The sequence below is a fragment of the Streptomyces polyrhachis genome (assembly GCF_042663125.1).
Classification (GTDB): Bacteria; Actinomycetota; Actinomycetes; order Streptomycetales; family Streptomycetaceae; genus Streptomyces; species Streptomyces polyrhachii.
The window spans coordinates 1-19,618 of sequence record NZ_JBHSZO010000061.1 but is presented as its reverse complement, the minus strand read 5'-3'; the positions used below and the strand labels follow the sequence as shown (position 1 = coordinate 19,618).

Sequence of the window (19,618 nt, the reverse complement as noted above, 5' to 3'; positions counted from 1 at the left end):
GCGGCGAGCGCCGCGAGGGCGCGCGCGTCCAGCGCGCGGGGCGCCACGCGGGCGCCGGGCAGGGCGGCGAGGCGGGCGCGCAGGGCGCCGGGCTCAGCGCGAGGCGCGCTGGGCTCCCTCGACCGGGGCGTCGCCGGCAGCGGAGGCAGGGCTGTCGGCGCCGTTGCCGGAGGGGTCAACGGCCGGGGCGGTGTCGCGCTGTCGCGGGATGTGCGGTCCACGCGCGGCAGTCTTCCACCCGCCACTGACAACCGGTGCGCCGTCCACCGCCGAAGCGGGCGCCAACACCCGCTCGTCGTCGCGTTCTGAAGCACCGTCAGCACCGTCGGCACTGTCGGCGGCGGGTTCGGCAGCGGGTACCGCATCGCGGGCGAGCGCCGCGCGCAGGCGTCCGAAGGTCAGCTCCGAGGCCCGCATCAGCGGCTTCGACAGCAGCCAGCCCGCGCCCATCACCGCCACGCCCGCGACCGCGTCCAGCAGGTAGTGGTTCGCCGTCCCCATCACCACCACGGTGATCAGCAGCGGATAGGCCACCGCCAGCGCCCGCACCAGCGGGGTGCGCGCGTGGCGGAAGAGGACGATGCCGCACCACAGCGCCCAGCCGACGTGCAGACTCGGCATCGCCGCGTACTGGTTGGTGAAACCGCCCAGCCCGCGCGGGGCGCTGGCCTCGCCGCCCCACCAGCCGTACGAGGCGTACTGCGCCATGGTGTCCACGAAGCCGTACGTCGGCTCCAGCAGCCTCGGCGGGCAGGTCGGCAGCAGGACGAAGCCGACCAGCCCGACCACCGTGGAGCCCAGCAGCCAGGTCCGCAGCCGCCGGTAGTGCTCGCGGCGCCGCGCCCAGAGCCAGACCAGCACGGCCGGGGTGACCAGGTAGTGGAGCGTCGCGTAGACGAAGTCGGCGGGGACGCCGATCCAGGCGTGGGCGGTGAAGAGGTCGTTGAGCGGGTGCTCGGCGTTGAGGCGGAAGGCCTTCTCGAAGTCGAGGATCGCCAGCCCGTTGTCCACGGCCTGCGACTCCGCGCCCCGGGCCAGCAGCCGGCCGGCCGAGTAGGCGACGTAGACGACGACGATGAGCAGCAGCTCGGCCCACCATCGCTGGAGACGCTGCACGGCTGTTGTCGCCATCGTCCGCCTTTCACTCACACGCTCCCGGTTCGGGCGCGGTGTCCAACTGTACGGTGTACATGAAGAGGTCGGTGCCGGGGCCCCCGCCACGTGCGCAGGTAGACGCCGTGCGGCGGGGAAAGGTTGCCTCGATGTGGCCTGGGACACAGTACGGGGGGTCGGCGTCGGCCGTCGTCCCCGGCGCCGCGCGCCGACCGGGCGGGCGTCAGACGGGCCTTGGACGGGCCTCAGACGGGCAGCAGCCTGGCCTCGCGGGCGCGGTCCAGGAAGGGGCCCACCGCCGGATGGGCCGCGTGCCCGCGCAGCCGTGCGGCGGTGGCGCGGAGCATCGAGCGGATCCGGGTGGAGCGCACGCCCCCCTCCTCGCCGCCCAGCAGCCCCAGGACCCGCGCCCCGGCCGCCGCCGCCTCCTCCGGGCGGCCCCCGGCGGCGAGGTCGGCGGCGAGCTGGGCGGTGAAGAGGGCGATGTTGCGGGTGAAGTGGGGGTCCTGCAGCTCCACCGCGCGCCGGGCGCAGGCCGCCGCCCGCTGGTGCTCGCCCAGCGCCGACCAGCACTGCGACTCCAGCCCCGCCAGCTCCGCGGCCCCGTAGAAGGACATCCACTCCGGGTCGGCCGCGCAGGGCCCCTGCGCGAAGAGGTCCTTGGCCCGCCCCAGCGCCTGGCGGCAGGCGCCCTGCTCGCCGAGCGCCGCCCAGCCGCCGGCCTCGCGCAGCGCCAGCAGCGAGCGCAGCCGGGCCGAGCCCAGCGGGCGGGCCACGGTCTGCGCGGCCTGCGCGCAGCGCACCGCCTCGTGCGGGCGGCCGGCGTCGCGGGCGAGGAAGGCGGTGTTGCAGAAGGCGTGCGCCTCCAGCGCGGGATCGCCGGCGAGGCGGGCGGTGGCGAGGGCCTCCGCGTAGTACGAGCGGGCGTCGTCGAAGCGGCCGGAGTCGTGCGCCAGCCAGCCGACGGAGATCGCCAGCTCGCCGGCGCCCGCGTGGAGCCGCTCGCTGACGGACTGCCGTACGGCGCCCGCGTCCATCAGCGCCTGCGCCCGGCGCAGTGCCTCCCCGGCCCGCTCGTAGAGCGTGTCGGCGCCGTGGCGGTCGTCCAGCAGCCGGATCCGGCGCACGGCCTCCTCCACGGCGTCCGCCTCGGCGGCGCCGGGGCGCCGGGGGCCGGGGGCGCGGACCGCGCCGGGCGGCGTCGCGCCGGGGGCGGCCGGGGACGGCGAGGCGCCCGCGGGGGCGGGGGAAGCGATGCCGAGCGCCAGCCCGGCCATGGCGGCCGAGCCGCCCGTCATGAACGCGCGACGCAGCACGTCGCTCTCCTCGTCGATACGGGTCCCGGGGCCGGGGCGGGGGCCGGGGACGATAGGGGGAACGGGGCCGGCCGCGGGCGGCGGTGACTCCCGCGACTCCCCGAACACCAGGGAGTCGCCGGGCACGTGGGGCGCCCGCCGCCCCCGTACGCTCTCGCGGGGCGCGAAGCCCAGATCGGCGAGCGTGCGGCCGGGGAACATGTGCAGGAACACCCGTTCGTAGGCGTAGTTCGGACACCGGATCTCACCCGACTCGACCCGCCCCACGTAGCGGGCGTCGCAGGCGACCTGTTCGCCGATCTCCCGCCCCGCCCGCCGCACGGCGGCGGCGAACTCCGCGGCGGAACGCTGCCCGCGCAGCCCGCGGAAGGCGGTGTTGGGCGCGTTGGGGACGCGAGCCACCGATTCGCTTCTCACCTCGAAGCCCCTCTTTCGACGGGTCCACCGCGGCCGACTGCGGTGCGATGCGGCGTGGCGCGGCTCCCCAACCCGCCTGTGCGGTAAGGGGAATGCCTGCCGCCGCGTGGTCCGGCGGGCACGACCGTAGTGGCTGGGAACGAACCCCCGGCCGGGATTCCCCTACAAACCGGATATCTCTCTCGTCATCCGCCATGAAGTGCCACCCTTTACGGCGGCATCACACCGTTTCTGTTGACGCTTTGCCGCGTTGAGCCTTGTGAACCTGCTCGGCAGGGACGCGGCTGACTGCGTAAGGAGGGGTTTCCCTTGCTGGAGACCGGCGTGGACATCAGCAGAACACGAGGGGCGGTGCCCGGTGCGGGCCGGCCCGACGGCCGGTACACCGCCTACGGACCGGAGCCCTGCGACCTCGTGACCGTTCCGGCCCGCCACGGGCTGGAGGCGGTCGACATCCTGCGGCTGCGGACCACCGTGGGCCCGGTGCTGCACGACGGCGACTTCGACACCCTGGGCTTCCTGGTCCCGCCGGGCACGGCGGCCGGCTGGGACCTCCCCGGGAGCGCCTGCACGCAGACGTACGGGGGAGGGGCGCCGCCCGCCCCGCCCGTGACGGGCACCCAGTGGCTCGTCCCCCCGGAGCAGGCCGCCCCGGTGACGGACCCGGCGGTGCTGAAGGCGGCGCTGGGCGAGGCCCGGCGGACGATCGAGGCCGCGAACCGCTGCAGCTGAGCGGCGGCCGGGCGGCGGCAGCGGGCCTTTGGCCGGCGCGGGGCCCGCCCGCGCGCCGCCGGTGGTGCGCGCCCATACTTGACCGCATGGCAAGGCAGCGGTCGCGCGGGCGCGAGTCCGTGGTGGAGCGGGTGGACGGCGGCACCGCGGAGGTGCGCCCCGACCCCGACCGTCCGCGCGCCTTCACGCTGCTGGTCGACGGCGCCCCGCAGTCGCACGTCGACCTGGACGACCCCCGCTTCCTGCACTTCGAGTACCAGCGCCGCCTGGGCCACGCCGCCGACCTCGCCGCCCCGCCCGGCCGCCCGCTGCGGGTGGTCCACCTCGGCGGCGGCGCGCTGACCCTGGCCCGCTACGTGGCGGCGACCCGGCCGCGCTCCACCCAGCAGGTCTTCGAGATCGACGCCCCGCTCACCGCGCTCGTACGACGTGAGCTGCCGCTCGCCGAGAACGCGCGGGTACGGGTCCGCGGCGGCGACGCCCGCGCCGGGCTGGCCAAGCTCCCGGACGCCTCGGCCGACCTGGTCATCGCGGACGTCTTCCGGGTGGCCCGCACTCCCGCCCATCTGACCAGCACGGAGTTCCTGGCCGAGGTGCGCCGGGTGCTCGCCCCCGGCGGCCTGTACGCCGCGAACCTCGCCGACGGCCCGCCGCTGCGGCACGTGCGCGCGCAGGTGGCCACCGCGCTGCGGGTCTTCCCCGAGGCGTGCCTGACGGCCGACCCCGGCGTCCTGCGCGGCCGGCGCTTCGGCAACGCGGTGCTGGTGGCCTCCGATGTCCCGCTCCCGGTAGGCGAGTTGACCCGCCGCGCGGCCACCGACCCGCACGCGGGGCGCACCCTCCACGGCGCGGAACTGGCCGCGTTCACGGGGGGAGCGCGGCCGGTGACGGACGCCACGGCGGTCGAGTCGCCCGAGCCGCCGCCGGAAGTCTTCCACTGACGGACAGGCGCAACGCCCTTGTCCCTGCCGCGCGTTGACCCCGGCCGCTCCCTACAGGTCCGAAGGGTCCGTGTTCGCGCCGCAGAGCACCACCGCCACCCTCTCGCCCGGCTCGGGGCGCCAACTCCCGTGCTCCAGTGCGGCGTACGCGGTGGCCGCCGCGTGCTCCACCGCCAGGCGGTGCTCGGCCCAGAGCCGGCGCCGGGCGGCGGTGATCGCCGCGTCGGGGACGAGGACCGAGCGGTTGCCGGGGCGGTTGATCCAGTACAGCGCGTCCGCCGAGGCCCGGGTCGCGCCCAGGGAGTCGGCGGCCACCGAGTCGACCGGGGCGTCGACCACCCGGCCCGCGCGCAGCGCCGCCGCCAGCGCGGCGCAGTTCTCCGGCTCCACCGCGACCACCCGGATGCCCAGGCCCTCGGCCGCGGCCGCGACCCCGGCGAAGAGGCCGCCGCCGCCCACCGAGACCACCACCGTGTCCACGGGCGCCGCGGCGGCGATCTCCGGCAGCAGGGTGCCCGCGCCGGCGGAGATCAGCGGGTGGTCGTAGGCGTGCGACTGGAGCGCCCCCGTCTCGGCGGCGTGGCGCCGCGAGGCGTCCAGCGCCTCCTGGAAGGTCTCGCCGGCCAGCGTCACCCGCGCCCCGTACCCGCGCAGCCGCTCGGCCTTCACGGCCGGGGCGGTGCGCGGTAGGAACACCCGGGCGGGGACGCCCTGCCGGCGCGCGGCCCAGGCGCAGGCGAGGCCCGCGTTGCCGCCGGAGGCCATGGTGACGCCGGCCTCGGGGATCGTGCCGCACGTGCGGTGCGCGGTGAGGAAGTTGGCGGCGCCGCGGGCCTTGAAGGATCCGGTGTGCTGGAGGAACTCCAGCGCGAACCACAGCCCTTCGGCCACCGGCGCCAGCGTCACGGGCCGCACCAGCCCGGCGATCAGGTCGGCGGCGTTCTTCACATCGGCAGGGGAGACGGGCCGGTTCATGGACACGAGCATCGCATCCCGCCCGGACGTCCGGACCCCGCCCCCGAAGGCCGCTTCCGCGCCCGGGGGCGGGGCTTGACCGTGACTTAGGTTAGGTTAACCTAAGTTTCGTTCTCGGCCTTCCGGGCCGCCCCACACCCGTACACAAGCGGAGACACCCTCATGCCCGAAAACCTGACCCGCCGCGGCCTGCTCGCCGCCGGTGGCGCCCTCGGCCTCACCACCCTGCTCGCCGCCTGCGGTGACGAGGAGGGCGGCATGGGCGGTACGGACAAGGGCGCCGCGAACTCCCCGGCCGCCGGACCCTGGTCCTTCACCGACGACCGCGGCGAGAAGCTGGAGCTGAAGGCCGCGCCCACGGGCATCGTCGCCTTCGTCGGCACCGCCGCCGCGCTCCACGACTACGGCGTGCGGGTCAAGGGCGTCTTCGGGCCGACGAAGACCAAGGACGGCAAGGCCGACGTGCAGGCCGGCGACCTCGACGTGGACAAGGTCGAGATCCTCGGCAACGTCTGGGGCGAGTTCAACATCGAGAAGTACGCCGCCCTCGCCCCCGAGGTCCTCATCACCGGCATGTACGACAAGGGCGCGCTCTGGTACGTACCGGACGAGTCCAAGGGCAAGATCTTCAAGCTGGCGCCCACCATCGCCCTGATGGTGGCCCGCTCCTCCATGCCCGCCGTGCTCCAGCGCCACGCCGAGCTGGCCGAATCCCTCGGCGCGGACCTCAAGGCCGCCAAGGCGGTCGAGGCCAAGGCGCGTTTCGAGAAGGCCGCCGGCGAACTGCGCTCCGCCGCGAAGTCCAACCCGGGCATCAAGGTCCTGGTCGCCTCCGGCAGCGCCGACCTGCTCTACGTCTCCACCCCCGAACCGTCCGCCGACCTGCGCTACTTCAAGGAGCTGGGCGTGGAGTTCGTCATCCCGGACAAGGTGGACGACGCCGGCTGGTTCGAGGGCCTGAGCTGGGAGAACGCCGATAAGTACCCGGCGGACGTGATCCTGCTGGACAACCGCACCGGCACCCTGCAGCCCGCGCAGCTGGGGGAGAAGCCGACCTGGGAGAAGCTGCCCGCCGTCAAGGCCGGCCAGGTCGTCGCCCGCGTCACCGAGCCGATCTTCTCCTACGCCAAGTGCGCGCCGATCCTGGAGGACCTGGCCAAGGCGATCCGCGACGCGAAGAAGGTGTCCTGATGAGCACGGCGCAGACCGAGCCCTTCCGCTTCTTCGACCTGACCGTCCTGCGCACCGAGCGCCTGGGCCCCTCGCTGGTACGGGTCGTCTTCACCGGCGACGAGCTGGACGCCTTCGCCTCCGGCGGCTACGACCAGAGCCTGTCGGTCTTCCTGCCGCATCCGGGGCAGGAGGCGCCGGTGGTTCCGCGCGGGGCGGACTGGTTCGAGGAGTTCCGCGCCATGGACCCGCGGGTACGGGCGGTCTGCCGCTCGTACACCGTGCGCGCCCAGCGGCCCGGCGAGGTCGACATCGACTTCGTGCTGCACGCCTCGGCCGCCGGACCGGCGGCGACCTGGGCGGCGCAGGCGTCCCCCGGCGACCGGATCGCGGTGATCGGCCCGGCGGTGGCGGACAACGCGGGCGTGCGCTTCCGGCGGCCCGAGGAGGCCGCCTGGGTGCTGATCGCGGCGGACGAGACGGCGCTGCCGGCCGCCGCCGGGATCCTGGAGCGGCTGCCGGCGGGACTGTCGGCGCGCGTGTGGCTGCGGGTGCCCGAGGAGGCGGACCGGCTGGAGCTGCGGACGGCGGCGAAGGCCGAGATCACCTGGCTGGACTCGGGGTTGGAGGAGGCGATCGCCTCGGCCGAGCTGCCGCAGGGCGAGCCGTACGTCTGGATCGCGGGGGAGTCCGCGATGGTCCGCACGGTCCGCCGCCACCTGGTCGGCGAGCGCGGCATCGACCGCCGCGCGGTGACCTTCACCGGCTACTGGCGCCGGGGCGCGACAGAGGACCAGTACCGCCTGGAAGGTGACGGGGAGTGAGTCCCCGATCCGCCTGATGACAGAAGTCCCGTGCTCAGCGCGGGACTTCTGTCATATCGAGGGGTCGGAGTAGCTGAGGGAAGTTAGGTTAGGCTAACCTAACTTCCCTCAGTCGTTTCCGGCTGTCCCCACCTTCGGGAGGACCCCCCTCATGAGCAGGTCCCACCTGCTGGGCGCCCGCACCGCCGACGCCTACCGCCGCGACCTGCGCGCCGGCGCCGACCTCGTGGCCGCCCGACTCACCGGCGCGCGCGGCCCGTTCACCGGCATCACGCCCGAGCGCCTCGCGCCCCTCGTCGACGCCGTCGACCTCGACCGGCCACTCGGCGACACCACGGCCGCGCTGGCCGAGCTGGAGGACGTCTACCTCCGCGACGCCGTCTACTTCCACCACCCCCGCTACCTGGCCCACCTCAACTGCCCGGTGGCGCTGCCCGCCGTGCTGGGCGAGGCGGTCCTCTCCGCCGTCAACTCCTCCCTCGACACCTGGGACCAGAGCGCCGGCGCCACCCTCATCGAGCGCCGCCTCGTCGACTGGACCACCGCACGCCTCGGCCTGGGGCCCGGCGCCGACGGCGTCTTCACCGGCGGCGGCACCCAGTCCAACCTGCACGCCCTGCTCCTGGCCCGCGAGGAGGCCGCCCTGCGCACCGGCGCCGACCCGGCCGACCTGCGCGTCCTCGTCTCCGAGGCGGGCCACTTCAGCGTCGCCAAGGCCGCCAAACTCCTCGGCCTGCCCCGGGGGTCCGTCGTGGCCGTCCCCTGCGACGAGCGGCGCCGGATGCGCACCCGCGACCTGGCCCGCGCACTGGAGGACTGCCGCCTGGCCGGCCGCATCCCGATGGCCGTCGCCGCCACCGCCGGCACCACCGACTTCGGCAGCATCGACCCGCTGCCCGAGCTCGCCGACCTGTGCGAGCTGTACGGCGCCTGGCTGCACGTGGACGCCGCCTACGGCTGCGGACTGCTGGCCTCCCGCACCCGGCGCCACCTGCTCGGCGGCATCGAGCGCGCCGACTCCGTGACCGTCGACTTCCACAAGTCCTTCTTCCAGCCGGTCAGTTCCAGCGCCGTCCTGGTCCGCGACGGCCGCACCCTGCGCCACGCCACCCACCACGCCGACTACCTCAACCCGGCCGCCGCGCCCTTCCCCAACCAGGTCGACAAGTCCCTGCAGACCACCCGCCGCTTCGACGCCCTCAAGCTCTGGCTGACCCTGCGCGTGATGGGCGCCGACGCGGTGGGCGACCTCTTCGACGCCGTCTGCGACCTCGCCGCGGCCGCCTGGCACCTGCTGGACGCAGACCCGCGCTTCGAGGTGGTCTGCCGCCCCGTGCTCTCCACCCTCGTCTTCCGCTACACCGGTACGGACCCCGCGCCCCTCCCCGACGCGCTCGCCGACGAGGCCAACACCCGGGCCCGCCACGCCCTCTTCGCCTCCGGCGCCGCCGCCGTGGCCGGCACCCGGGTCGACGGCCGCGCCCACCTGAAGTTCACCCTGCTCAACCCCGAGACCACCCTCGACGACATCGCCGCGGTCCTGGACCTGCTCGCCGGACACGCCCAGGACGCCGTCCAGGACCCAGCCCACGTGGGAGAAGACCTTGCCCGCACGCTCTGACACCCCTGCCGGCTCTGCCGGTTTGGAAACGGCCGCCCCCACCGGCGGGCCCCTCGACTTCCTCGCCATCGGCCTGGGCCCCTTCAACCTGGGCCTCGCCTGCCTCACCGAACCGCTCACCGAACTGCGCGGCCTCTTCCTGGAGGCCCGCGGGGAGGCCGACTGGGCCTGGCATCCGGGGATGCTGCTGGAAGGCGCCCACCTGCAGACCCCGTTCATGTCGGACCTGGTCACCCTGGCCGACCCCACCTCCCCGTACTCCTTCCTCAACTACCTGAAGGAATCAGGGCGGTTGTACTCCTTCTACATCCGCGAGAATTTCTACCCGCTGCGGGAGGAGTTCTCCGACTACTGCCGCTGGGCCGCTGCCCGGCTCTCCTCCGTACGCTTCGGGCAGCGGGTGCGGGAGGTCGTCTACGAGGACGGCGCCTACACGGCCCGCACCGACGACGGCACCTACCGCGCCCGCCGCCTGATCCTCGGCACCGGCACACCCCCGTACCTGCCCGAGTCCTGCCGCGACCTGCCCGGCGACGCCGCCCACAACTCCCGCTACCTGCACCACCGCGAGGAGCTGCGCCGCAAGGAGAGCATCACCGTCGTCGGCAGCGGGCAGAGCGCCGCGGAGATCTTCCACGACCTCCTGCAGTCCCTCGAACCGGGCGGCTACGCCCTCAACTGGGTCACCCGCTCCCCGCGCTTCTTCCCGCTGGAGTACACCAAGCTCACCCTGGAGATGACCTCCCCGGAGTACGTCGACTACTTCCACGCCCTGCCCGCCGCCACCCGCGAGCGGCTCGGCGCCGCGCAGAAGGGCCTCTACAAGGGCATCAACGCCGACCTGATCGACGCGATCTTCGACCTGCTGTACGTGAAGCGGCGCCGCGGCCCCCTGCCGGTGCGCCTGCTGACGAATACCGCCCTCGACGGCGTCGACCACGACGGCACCACCTACACCCTGCACCTCCACCAGCACGAGCAAGGCCGGGAGTTCACCCTCGACACCCAGGGACTGGTCCTCGCCACCGGCTACCGCTACCGGGTGCCGGAGTTCCTGGACCCGGTCCGCGAGCGCATCCGCTGGGACGAGCAGGGCCGCTACGACGTACGCCGCGACTACTCCGTCGACGCGGCCGGCACCGGCGAGATCCTCGTCCAGAACGCCGAACTGCACACCCACGGCTTCGCCGCCCCCGACCTGGGCATGGCCGCCTACCGCAACTCCTGCCTGGTACGCGCACTGCTCGGCGGCCGCGAACCCTACCGCATCGAGAAGTCCATCGCCTTCCAGGAGTTCGGCGCATGAGCACACCCCCCTCCCCGTCCTTCACCTTCCGCCCCGTCGCCCCCGCCGCCGACGCCCCGCTGCTCCACCGCTGGGTCACCCACCCCAAGGCCGGCTTCTGGCTGATGGGGGAGAGCACCGCCCAGGAGGTCGAGTCGGCCTACGCCGCGATCGACGCCGACCCGCACCACCAGGCGCACCTCGGCCTGCACGACGGCCGGCCCGCCTTCCTCATGGAGCGCTACGACCCCGCCCACCGCGAGCTGACCGGCGTCTACGAGGCCCAAGCCGGCGACATCGGCATGCACTTCCTCGTCGCCCCCACCGACACCCCCGTGCACGGATTCACCCGCGCCGTGATCACCGCCGTGCTGGCGCGCCTCTTCGCCGACCCGGCCGTACGCCGCGTCGTCGTCGAGCCCGACGTGCGCAACGCCGCCGTCCAGCGCCTCAACGCGGCCGTCGGCTTTCGCGTCGAACGCCCCGTCACCCTCCCGCACAAGACCGCCGCGCTGAGCTTCTGCACCCGCGCGGACTTCGAGACAGCCCGAGAGACAGCCCGAGAGAACGCCCGAGGAGCCGCCGTATGACCCCCGAGCTGTGGGAGCGGGCCACCCGCCACCTGATCCGCAAGGCCCTCGCCGAGTTCTCCCACGAGCGGCTGCTGACCCCCAAGCCCATCATGAACGCCGGTCCCTGCTCGTACGCGGTGGCCGGCGACGACCCGGCGGTCGAGTACCGCTTCAAGGCCGACCTGCTCGCCCTGGACCACTGGGTGGTCGACGCCGCCTCCATCACCCGCCACCGCGCCGGTGGGCAGGCCGGCGACCAGGGGGGCGAACTCCCGCTCGACGCACTGGAGTTCTTCCTCGACCTGCGCGACACCCTGGGCCTGCGCCCCGAGATCCTCCCCGTCTACCTGGAGGAGATCTCCGCCACCCTCGCCTCCGCCGCCTACAAGCTCGCCCACCCCCGCGCCACGGCGGCCGAGCTGGCCCGCGGCGGCGGCTTCCAGGACATCGAGACCGCGATGACCGAGGGCCACCCCTGCTTCGTCGCCAACAACGGCCGACTCGGCTTCGGCTCAACCGAGTTCCTCGCCTACGCCCCCGAGGCCGCCCCCCCCGTCCACCTGCGCTGGCTCGCCGCCCACCGCGAGCGCGCCGCCTTCCACGCGGGCGCCGGACTGGACTACGAGCGCCTCCTGCACGAGGAGCTGGGCCCCGACACCCTGCGCCGCTTCACCGCCGTCCTCACCGACCTCGGCCTGGACCCCGCCGACTACCTCCTCATCCCCGTCCACCCCTGGCAGTGGGAGCACAAGCTCTCCGTCACCTTCGCCTCCGAGGTCGCCCAGCGCCGCCTGGTCCCCCTCGGTGAGAGCCCCGACACCTACCTCGCCCAGCAGTCCATCCGCACCTTCTTCAACACCACCGCCCCGCACCGCCACTACGTCAAAACCGCGCTCTCCGTCCTCAACATGGGCTTCATGCGCGGACTGTCCGCCGCCTACATGGAGGCCACCCCCGCCATCAACGACTGGCTGGCCGACCTGGTCGAACGCGACGCGGTGCTGCGCGCCGCCCGCTTCTCCGTGATCCGCGAACGGGCCGCCGTCGGCTACCGCCACCCCCAGTACGAGGCCGCGACCGAACCCGGCTCCCCGTACCGCAAGATGCTCGCCGCCCTCTGGCGCGAGAGCCCCGTCCCCACCCTCGCCCCCGGTCAGCGCCTGGCCACCATGGCCGCCCTGCTGCACACCGACCCGGACGGCGCCTCCCTCACCGAGGCGCTCATCGCCCGCTCGGGTCTCGCGCCGCGCGTCTGGCTGCGCCGCTACCTCGACGCCTACCTGGTCCCGGTGGTGCACAGCCTCTACGCCTACGGGCTGGCCTACATGCCGCACGGCGAGAACGCCATCCTCGTCCTGGACGCCGACGGCGCCGTGGACCGGGTGGTTTTCAAGGACCTCGCCGAGGAGATCGTGGTGATGGACCCCGCCGTCGAACTGCCCGAGGAGGCCGCCCGGATACGCGCCGAGGTGCCGCGCGGCATGTGGGCGCTGTCGGTCTTCACCGACGTCTTCGACTGCTTCCTGCGCTTCCTGGCCGCGACCCTGCACACCCGGGGCGTACTGGCGGAGGAGGACTTCTGGGAGACGGTCGCGCAGTGCGTCCGCGACTACCAGGAGTCCAACCCCCACCTGTCAGAGCGCTTCGAGGAGTTCGACCTCTTCGCCGAGCGCTTCGACCTCTCCTGCCTCAACCGCCTCCAACTGCGCGACAACCGCCAGATGGTCGACCTCGCCGACCCCGTCTCGGCCCTCCAGCTGCACGGCACCCTGGCCAACCCGATCGCCCGCCACCGGAAAGGGGGGCGCGTCCCGGCTCACTCCCACGGCACCTCCGGCGACCGGTAGAAGCCGATCCCCAGCTCCTCCCAGCGCGGGCCCTGCGCCCCGAGCCGCAGCCGGTACGCCTCCCAGTCGTGCGTCGCGGCCGGCGACCAGCCCAGCTCCGCCGCCCCCGCGAGCCGGGGGAAGGCCAGGTACTCCAGGTCCGCGCCGGTTTCTGCCGTCTCCGTCCACAGCGGCGCCTCGACGCCGTGGATCGCGCTCTCCGGCACGCCGGCCAGGTAGGCGCCGGGGTTCCAGTCGTAGGACTGGCGCACGCCGACGTACCCGGCCCAGCCCAGCCCGAGCCGGGAGCGCCGGTCGTACTTCATGTCGAGGTAGATCCGGTTCGCGGGCGAAAGGATCATCCGCGTACCGGAGTCGGCCGCCGCGACCACCTCCGGCTCGGTCCCGGTCAGCCCCCAGTACTGGGCGATCGCCCCCGGCGCGGGCCGCGCCCCGGTGAGCTGGTGCCAGGCGAGCACCGTCTTGCCGTACGCCGCGACGACGGGCTGCACCCGGTCCATGAAGGCGGCGTAGTCCTCGCGGCTGGTCGAGTGCGCCTCGTCCCCGCCGATGTGCAGGTACGGGCCCGGGGTGAGCGCCGCGACCTCGCGCACCACGTCGTCGACGAAGTCGTACGTGCGCTCCAGCGGCACGCACAGCGAGCTGAAGCCGACCTCGGTGCCGGTGTAGAGCGGCGGCGCGGTGCCGTCGCAGTTCAGCTCCGGGTACGAGGCGAGCGCGGCGTTGGTGTGCCCCGGCATGTCGATCTCGGGGACGACGGTGAGATGGCGGGAGGCGGCGTACTCCACCAGCTCGGTGTAGTCGGCCTTGGTGTAGTAGCCGCCCTCCCCGCCGCCGACCTCGGTGGAGCCGCCGTACGTGGCCAGCCTCGGCCAGGAGTCGACCGCCAGCCGCCAGCCCTGGTCGTCGGAGAGGTGCAGATGGAAGTAGTTGACCTTGTAGAGGGCGAGCTGGTCGATGTAGCGCTTGACCTCGGCCACCGGGAAGAAGTGCCGCGCCACGTCGAGCATCGCGCCCCGGTAGGCGAAGCGCGGCCGGTCGGTGACCGTCCCGCCGGCCACCTGCCAGGGACCGGCCTTGGCGGTACGGGACTCCACGGCCGCCGGCAGCAGCTGGCGCAGCGTCTGCACGCCGTGGAAGAGCCCGGCGCCGCGGTAGGCGGTGATCGTCACGCCGCCGGGTCCTGAGTCCAGCCGGTAGCCCTCCTCCCCGAGCGCCCCCGCGCTCCCCGCGTCCAGCGCCAGCCGGATCCCGTCCGAGCCGCTCTCGGTGGTGACGGGCAGCGGATAGCCCGTCGAGGGGCGCAGCAGACCGGCCAGGTACGCGCCCACCGCGCCCGCCTCCCCGCCGGCGGGCACCCGGATCGCGGTGGCGGCGGTGATCTCGTACGGTGCGCCGCCCGGCACGGCGGAGGCCGGCGCCGGGACCACCCGGTCGAAGCCCACCGGCACCGCCCTCCCCTTCGCCGGGGCGGCGGCCGCGCCTGTTCCGAACGTGGCGGCCATGGTCAGCAGTGCGACGGCGAGCACGGCGGTACGTCTCACGGGTGATCCCTCCCAGCGATCCGGTCGACCGGGCCGGACGACCGGGGGAATCCTGCCCACTCGCGGCCCCGGCAAAGGGGGTGAGGGGTCCATGACCTCCCCGAGTCCCCCTGTCCGGCCCCCCTGCCGCTCCCCGTTCGACCCCCGTTCGACCCCATGCGGCCCGCAACACCCGGAACGAGTGGTTCCCTGCCCGATTCCGGGCAGGAATCTTGCAAAGACCGTGATCATCGCGCAATATCAACGGGTGCACACCGAACTCATCGACCACCTGGTCCGCAGCGCGCCCCTCCAGCGCGGCGAAGCGGCGCGGGTGGTGCAGGACGTCCTCGCCTACTTCGACGAGACGGCCGAGCAGTTCGTACGCCGCCGCCACCGCGAACTCCAGGGCCAGGGCCTGGTGAACGCGGTGATCTTCGAGCGGATCGCCGAGGAGCTGGCGCGGCGCGTGGTGGCACCCCCGGAACTTTCCCAGCGGCAGTTGCGTCGCCTTGTGTACGGCTGAGTCTTTTCGCCAGGACTGAGCAGAGAACCAACCAAAAGGAACGGTATGTGCGGAATCGTCGGGTACATCGGCAAGCGTGACGTGGCCCCCCTCCTCCTGGAGGGCCTGCAGCGACTGGAGTACCGCGGGTACGACTCGGCCGGCATCGCGATCACCGGCAAGGCCGGCGGCCTGAAGACCGTCAAGGCCAAGGGCCGCGTCCGCGAGCTGGAGTCCCGGGTGCCCAAGCGCTTCGCCGGCACCACCGGCATCGCGCACACCCGCTGGGCCACCCACGGCGCCCCCAACGACGTCAACGCCCACCCGCACCTGGACGCGGAGGAGAAGGTCGCCGTCGTCCACAACGGCATCATCGACAACGCGCCCGAGCTGCGCGCCAAGCTGACCGCCGACGGCGTGGAGTTCGCCTCCGACACCGACTCCGAGGTCCTCTCCCACCTCATCGGCCGCTCCCAGGCCGCCACGCTGGAGGAGAAGGTCCGCGAGGCCCTGCGCCACGTCGAGGGCACCTACGGCATCGCCGTGCTGCACGCCGACTTCCCCGACCGCATCGTCGTGGCCCGCAACGGCTCCCCGGTCGTCCTGGGCGTCGGCGAGAAGGAGATGTTCGTCGCCTCCGACATCGCCGCGCTGGTCTCCCACACCCGCCAGATCGTCACCCTCGACGACGGCGAGATGGCCACCCTGAAGGCCGACGACTACCGCACGTACACCACCCGCGAGGGCTCGCGCACCGCGCAGTCCCCGGAGACCGTGGAGTGGGAGGCCGCCTCGTACGACATGGGCGGCCACGACACGTACATGCACAAGGAGATGCACGAGCAGGCCGAGGCCGTCGACCGCGTGCTGCGCGGGCGCATCGAGGACCGCTTCGCCACCGTGCGCCTGGGCGGCCTCAACCTCGACGCCCGCGAGGCCCGCTCGATCCGCCGCGTGAAGATCCTCGGCTGCGGTACGAGCTACCACGCCGGCATGGTCGGCGCGCAGATGATCGAGGAGCTGGCCCGCATCCCCGCGGACGCCGAGCCGGCCTCGGAGTTCCGCTACCGCAACCCGGTCGTGGACCCCGACACCCTCTACATCGCCGTCTCCCAGTCCGGTGAGACCTACGACGTCCTGGCCGCCGTGCAGGAGCTCAAGCGCAAGGGCGCGCGCGTCCTGGGCGTGGTCAACGTCGTCGGCTCCGCCATCGCCCGCGAGACCGACGGCGGCATCTACGTGCACGCCGGCCCCGAGGTCTGCGTCGTCTCCACCAAGTGCTTCACCAACACCACGGTCGCCTTCGCGCTGCTCGCCCTGCACCTGGGCCGCATCCGCGACCTCTCGGTCGCCGACGGCAAGCGGATCATCGAGGGCCTGCGCAGGCTGCCCGAGCAGATCGCCGAGATCCTGCGCGGCGAGGACGAGATCCGCAAGCTGGCCGGGGAGTTCGCCCACGCCAGCTCGATGATGTTCATCGGCCGGGTGCGCGGCTACCCCGTCGCCCGCGAGGCCTCCCTGAAGCTCAAGGAGATCACCTACATCCACGCCGAGGCCTACCCCGCCTCCGAGCTGAAGCACGGCCCGCTCGCGCTCATCGAGCCCGACATGCCGACGGTCGCCATCGTCCCCAGCGACGACCTGCTGGAGAAGAACCGCGCGGCGCTGGAGGAGATCAAGGCCCGCAGCGGCCGCATCCTCGCGGTCTCGCACGCGGTCCAGGAGAAGGCCGACCACACCATCCTGGTCCCGCAGAACGAGCCGGAGCTGGACCCGATCCTGATGGGCATCCCGCTGCAGCTGCTGGCGTACTTCACGGCCAAGGAGCTGGACCGCGACATCGACAAGCCGCGCAACCTGGCGAAGTCCGTGACGGTGGAGTAGGCATCCCCCGCGGGGGGCGCACGAGTAGTCCGGGACACACGAGCGGCCCTGCCGCGCGCTGCCACCAATCGCGCGCGGCAGGGCCGCCTCCCCTGTGCCGGCGTCGCCCATTACGCCGGCTGTGCGGCTGCCTGACCGGGGACCGTCACCCCCCGGTGGGCAGCGCGTCCGGTGCGGCGCCCGACCGGGGCCGGTCGCCGTCCGCGCTCCGTCGGGTGCGGAGGCGCTGACCCCGTTATGCCCGTCACAAATTCACAATCCACCTTCTACCAGCGGGTAGGTTCGCTGGTCCCCCTGTCGGCTCTCCTGCCGGTTCTCCTGCCGGCCCTCCCGCTGGTCCGACGGATGGCTCCGCGGCCGCGGTCGGGCTCAGGGGATCACGACGACGGGCCGCCTGGCCCGCCTGGCCAGCCGGCCGGCCACCGAGCCGAAGAGCCGGCCGAAGAGGCCGTGCGTGGAGCCGACGACGATCGCGTTCGCCTCGTACTCCCGCCCCACCTCCTCGAGTTCGTGGCAGATGTCCCCGCCGCGCTCGACCAGGATCCACGGCACCTCCGCCAGATGCTCCGCACAGGCCAGCTCCAGGCCCAGCACCTCGGTGCGGTGGTCGGGGACGTCCACGAAGACCGGCGGCTCGCAGCCCGCCCAGACGGTGGTGGGCAGCCGGTTGGCGACGTGGACGATGATCAGCCCGCAGCCGGAGCGCCGGGTCATGCCGATGGCGTAGGCGAGCGCACGCTCGCTGGACGTCGAGCCGTCGAAGCCGACGACGACACCGTGCAGGAAGGCCGGGTCGCAGGCCCGGCGGGGGCGGCTGTCCGGCGCCGGCTCCGCCGTGGGATCGGCGAAGGGCTTGCGGTCCGCGGGATCGGGGGTTTCGTGACCGGCCATCGGTGTCTCGGCGGGGGAGTCCTGTGGGGTGGCGGAAGGGGGTCGGGTCGGGGACGTGTCCTGGGTGGTGCCGGTACCCGGTGTGACCGGGAATGGTCTTCCCAAGTCCCTACCCCCAGGGTACGGCGACACTCCCCACATGCCCAGAGCCGCAAACCCGTGCGCGGGGGTGGTGCGCCGGGGTCGGTACGGAGTGTCAGGAGCATGCCGCAGGATCCGTGCGAGTGCAATGCCCGCTCCGGCCGCCGGCGCCGCCCCGCGCACCTTCCCCGGCCCCGCCACCCGCTCCCACCCGGCGGGGCGCTCCACGGGCCGCGGTGAGCGTACGGACACCCGCCCCGCGCGCGCTCCCGTGCGCCCTCCCCGCGCCCCCCGTCGCGCCGTGGTGCGGTGCGGCCGGGCTGCGGTAGGCGCGGGGGGCGCGACCTCGCGCGCCGCCGTCCGGTCGGTGCTGCCGCGCGCATCCCGGGCGGGGCCGGAGCGGGGGCGCCCGCGAGCGCTTTTCGGCCAACTTCTGTTCACTTCCCAGGAGTTGAGTACGGCTGCTGCCGGAGCCCCCGTGGTCAGGGCGTACAGGGGCGCATGGCGGCCGCGGGTCGGCGGGGCGCCCGGGACGGACCGGAAGGCGCACTTCACAGCCGCGCCGAGCAGTGCCACGCTTCGTGATCGAATGCTTTTCGCCAAGTTTCCATATCGACAAAGAGCTGAGGCCCGAAGCAGTCCCACGGGCCCCGTCCGACCCATAAGATTTGATCTTGTGGCCACCGTTGAGGGCGAGACAACCGAGGGGGGCGCGACCGCATGAGCCAGGACACCGCCGTGGCCGGTGCGCAGGGTGCTGCGCAGGGCGTCAGGGCCCCGGGCGCGCGGCGCCGCCGTGAGGTCGTGGCCGTGCTGCTCTTCAGCGGCGGCCCCATCTTCGAGAGCTCCATCCCGCTGTCCGTCTTCGGCGCCGACCGCCAGGACACCGGCGCCCCGCGCTACCGGCTCCTGGTCTGCGCCGGGGAGCCCGTACCGCTGCTGACGACCGGCGGGCTGCAACTGGCCACGCCGCACGGGCTGGACGCGCTCTCCCGGGCCGGCACCATCGTCGTACCGGCGTGGCGGTCGATCACCGAGGCGCCGCCGGCCGCCGCGCTGGAGGCGCTGCGCCGGGCGCACGAGGAGGGCGCGCGGATCGTCGGCCTGTGCACGGGCGCCTTCGCGCTGGCCTCGGCGGGGCTGCTGGACGGCCGCCCGGCGACCACGCACTGGATGTGCGCCCCCACCCTCGCCAAGCGCTTCCCCAGCGTGCACGTCGATCCGCGCGAGCTGTACGTGGACGACGGCGACATCCTCACCTCCGCCGGCACGGCGGCCGGCATCGACCTGTGCCTGCACATCGTGCGCAGCGACCACGGCCCGGAGGCCGCGGCGGCGCTCGCCCGGCGGCTGGTGGTCCCCGCCCGGCGCGCCCCGGGGGCCGAGCGGCCGGTGGACCGCTCGTTACCCGAGGAGATCGGCGGGGACCCGCTCGCCGAGGTGGTGGCGTGGGCGCTGGAGCACCTGCACGAGCAGTTCGACGTGGAGATGCTCGCCACCCGCGCGTACATGTCCCGGCGGACCTTCGACCGCCGCTTCCGCTCGCTGACCGGCAGCGCGCCGCTGCAGTGGCTGATCACCCAGCGGGTGCTGGCCGCGCAGCGGCTGCTGGAGACCTCCGACCACTCGGTCGACGAGGTCGCCGGCCGCTGCGGCTTCCGCTCCCCGGTGGCGCTGCGCGGGCACTTCCGGCGCCAGCTGGGCTACTCCCCGGCGGCGTACCGGGTCGCGTACCGCAGCAGGCACCCGCAGGCGGGGGAGGACGGCGCGGCGGCGGAGGAGAAGCCGCCGACCGAGGCGCACGGGGGAGCGGCCGAGGAGGGCGGCGCCCGCGTGCCCGGCCAGGGGCGCCGTACGGCGGGCGGCCCGCCGCCCGTACCGGCGGAGGGTGCCGCGCCCCGGGCGCTGCCGGAGCAGCCGG

16 protein-coding genes are annotated in these 19,618 nt (G+C 73.9%); 11 read left to right on the top strand and 5 right to left on the bottom strand.

The features are described from left to right. Positions 1–93 precede the first annotated feature (93 nt). Positions 94–1,131, bottom strand: coding sequence for a phosphatase PAP2 family protein (locus ACFQLX_RS24800; protein ID WP_386418651.1), 1,038 nt, complete (start codon positions 1,129–1,131; stop codon positions 94–96). Between the two features lie 227 nt (positions 1,132–1,358). Next, positions 1,359–2,831 (bottom strand): ATP-binding protein, encoded by a 1,473-nt coding sequence (locus ACFQLX_RS24795; protein WP_386418649.1) that lies wholly within the window; start codon positions 2,829–2,831, stop codon positions 1,359–1,361. A 366-nt stretch (positions 2,832–3,197) separates the two neighbouring features. On the opposite strand from ACFQLX_RS24795, the gene ACFQLX_RS24790 reads away from it, so the two are divergent. Then, positions 3,198–3,578, top strand: a complete 381-nt coding sequence (locus ACFQLX_RS24790) for a hypothetical protein (RefSeq protein WP_386418656.1) — start codon at positions 3,198–3,200, stop codon at positions 3,576–3,578. 86 nt (positions 3,579–3,664) lie between these two features. Further along, positions 3,665–4,519 carry a spermidine synthase gene (locus tag ACFQLX_RS24785; protein WP_386418647.1) on the top strand — a complete coding sequence of 285 codons (855 nt, stop codon included), beginning with the start codon at positions 3,665–3,667 and terminating at the stop codon, positions 4,517–4,519. A gap of 51 nt (positions 4,520–4,570) precedes the next feature. Here ACFQLX_RS24785 and ACFQLX_RS24780 read toward each other — a convergent pair whose 3' ends face one another. Then, positions 4,571–5,494, bottom strand: coding sequence for a serine/threonine dehydratase (locus ACFQLX_RS24780; RefSeq protein ID WP_386418646.1), 924 nt, complete (start codon positions 5,492–5,494; stop codon positions 4,571–4,573). A 162-nt stretch (positions 5,495–5,656) separates the two neighbouring features. Between ACFQLX_RS24780 and ACFQLX_RS24775 the strand changes: the two genes are divergently transcribed. The 6 genes from ACFQLX_RS24775 (at position 5,657) to ACFQLX_RS24750 (ending at position 12,813) form a co-directional block, all read left to right on the top strand. After that, positions 5,657–6,685 carry an ABC transporter substrate-binding protein gene (locus ACFQLX_RS24775; protein ID WP_386418644.1) on the top strand — a complete coding sequence of 343 codons (1,029 nt, stop codon included), beginning with the start codon at positions 5,657–5,659 and terminating at the stop codon, positions 6,683–6,685. Beyond that, a complete protein-coding gene (locus ACFQLX_RS24770) occupies positions 6,685–7,488 on the top strand; it encodes a siderophore-interacting protein (protein ID WP_386418643.1) in 804 nt (267 codons plus the stop codon). The genes ACFQLX_RS24775 and ACFQLX_RS24770 overlap by 1 nt, the downstream gene beginning before the upstream one ends. A 151-nt stretch (positions 7,489–7,639) precedes the next feature. Further along, a complete protein-coding gene (locus ACFQLX_RS24765; RefSeq protein ID WP_386418641.1) occupies positions 7,640–9,109 on the top strand; it encodes a pyridoxal phosphate-dependent decarboxylase family protein in 1,470 nt (489 codons plus the stop codon). 22 nt (positions 9,110–9,131) lie between these two features. Beyond that, a complete protein-coding gene (locus ACFQLX_RS24760) occupies positions 9,132–10,415 on the top strand; it encodes a lysine N(6)-hydroxylase/L-ornithine N(5)-oxygenase family protein (protein WP_386418654.1) in 1,284 nt (427 codons plus the stop codon). Beyond that, a complete protein-coding gene (locus ACFQLX_RS24755) occupies positions 10,412–10,984 on the top strand; it encodes a GNAT family N-acetyltransferase (protein WP_386418639.1) in 573 nt (190 codons plus the stop codon). The genes ACFQLX_RS24760 and ACFQLX_RS24755 overlap by 4 nt, the downstream gene beginning before the upstream one ends. Continuing rightward, entirely contained in the window at positions 10,981–12,813 is a 1,833-nt protein-coding gene (locus ACFQLX_RS24750) for an IucA/IucC family protein (RefSeq protein WP_386418637.1), read from the top strand. Before ACFQLX_RS24755 ends, ACFQLX_RS24750 begins: the two co-directional genes overlap by 4 nt. Here the strand turns inward: ACFQLX_RS24750 and ACFQLX_RS24745 are convergent. Next, positions 12,783–14,318 (bottom strand): beta-N-acetylhexosaminidase, encoded by a 1,536-nt coding sequence (locus ACFQLX_RS24745; RefSeq protein WP_386418652.1) that lies wholly within the window; start codon positions 14,316–14,318, stop codon positions 12,783–12,785. The genes ACFQLX_RS24750 and ACFQLX_RS24745 overlap by 31 nt on opposite strands. Before the next feature lie 286 nt (positions 14,319–14,604). Here ACFQLX_RS24745 and ACFQLX_RS24740 point away from each other — a divergent pair, with 286 nt between their 5' ends. Together ACFQLX_RS24740 and glmS are read left to right on the top strand one after the other, a co-directional pair. Beyond that, a complete protein-coding gene (locus ACFQLX_RS24740) occupies positions 14,605–14,862 on the top strand; it encodes a hypothetical protein (protein WP_386418636.1) in 258 nt (85 codons plus the stop codon). Positions 14,863–14,907: 45 nt separating this feature from the next. Beyond that, positions 14,908–16,725, top strand: a complete 1,818-nt coding sequence (gene glmS, locus ACFQLX_RS24735; protein ID WP_386418634.1) for a glutamine--fructose-6-phosphate transaminase (isomerizing) — start codon at positions 14,908–14,910, stop codon at positions 16,723–16,725. Positions 16,726–17,094: 369 nt separating this feature from the next. Here the strand turns inward: glmS and ACFQLX_RS24730 are convergent, their stop codons facing one another. Further along, a complete protein-coding gene (locus tag ACFQLX_RS24730) occupies positions 17,095–17,616 on the bottom strand; it encodes a universal stress protein (RefSeq protein WP_386418632.1) in 522 nt (173 codons plus the stop codon). Between the two features lie 801 nt (positions 17,617–18,417). Here ACFQLX_RS24730 and ACFQLX_RS24725 point away from each other — a divergent pair. Next, positions 18,418–19,618 (top strand): GlxA family transcriptional regulator (locus ACFQLX_RS24725; protein ID WP_386418630.1); only part of this gene is annotated, 1,201 nt, incomplete at its 3' end.

Bases quoted from the DNA above. Each gene is read 5' to 3' on its own strand.
- ACFQLX_RS24800 (WP_386418651.1), bottom strand. From the start codon at position 1,131: ATGGCGACAACAGCCGTGCAGCGTCTCCAGCGATGGTGGGCCGAGCTG.
- ACFQLX_RS24785 (WP_386418647.1), top strand. From the start codon at position 3,665: ATGGCAAGGCAGCGGTCGCGCGGGCGCGAGTCCGTGGTGGAGCGGGTG.
- ACFQLX_RS24780 (WP_386418646.1), bottom strand. From the start codon at position 5,494: ATGAACCGGCCCGTCTCCCCTGCCGATGTGAAGAACGCCGCCGACCTG.
- ACFQLX_RS24775 (WP_386418644.1), top strand. From the start codon at position 5,657: ATGCCCGAAAACCTGACCCGCCGCGGCCTGCTCGCCGCCGGTGGCGCC.
- ACFQLX_RS24770 (WP_386418643.1), top strand. From the start codon at position 6,685: ATGAGCACGGCGCAGACCGAGCCCTTCCGCTTCTTCGACCTGACCGTC.
- ACFQLX_RS24765 (WP_386418641.1), top strand. From the start codon at position 7,640: ATGAGCAGGTCCCACCTGCTGGGCGCCCGCACCGCCGACGCCTACCGC.
- ACFQLX_RS24755 (WP_386418639.1), top strand. From the start codon at position 10,412: ATGAGCACACCCCCCTCCCCGTCCTTCACCTTCCGCCCCGTCGCCCCC.
- ACFQLX_RS24750 (WP_386418637.1), top strand. From the start codon at position 10,981: ATGACCCCCGAGCTGTGGGAGCGGGCCACCCGCCACCTGATCCGCAAG.
- ACFQLX_RS24745 (WP_386418652.1), bottom strand. From the start codon at position 14,318: ATGGCCGCCACGTTCGGAACAGGCGCGGCCGCCGCCCCGGCGAAGGGG.
- glmS (WP_386418634.1), top strand. From the start codon at position 14,908: ATGTGCGGAATCGTCGGGTACATCGGCAAGCGTGACGTGGCCCCCCTC.
- ACFQLX_RS24730 (WP_386418632.1), bottom strand. From the start codon at position 17,616: ATGGCCGGTCACGAAACCCCCGATCCCGCGGACCGCAAGCCCTTCGCC.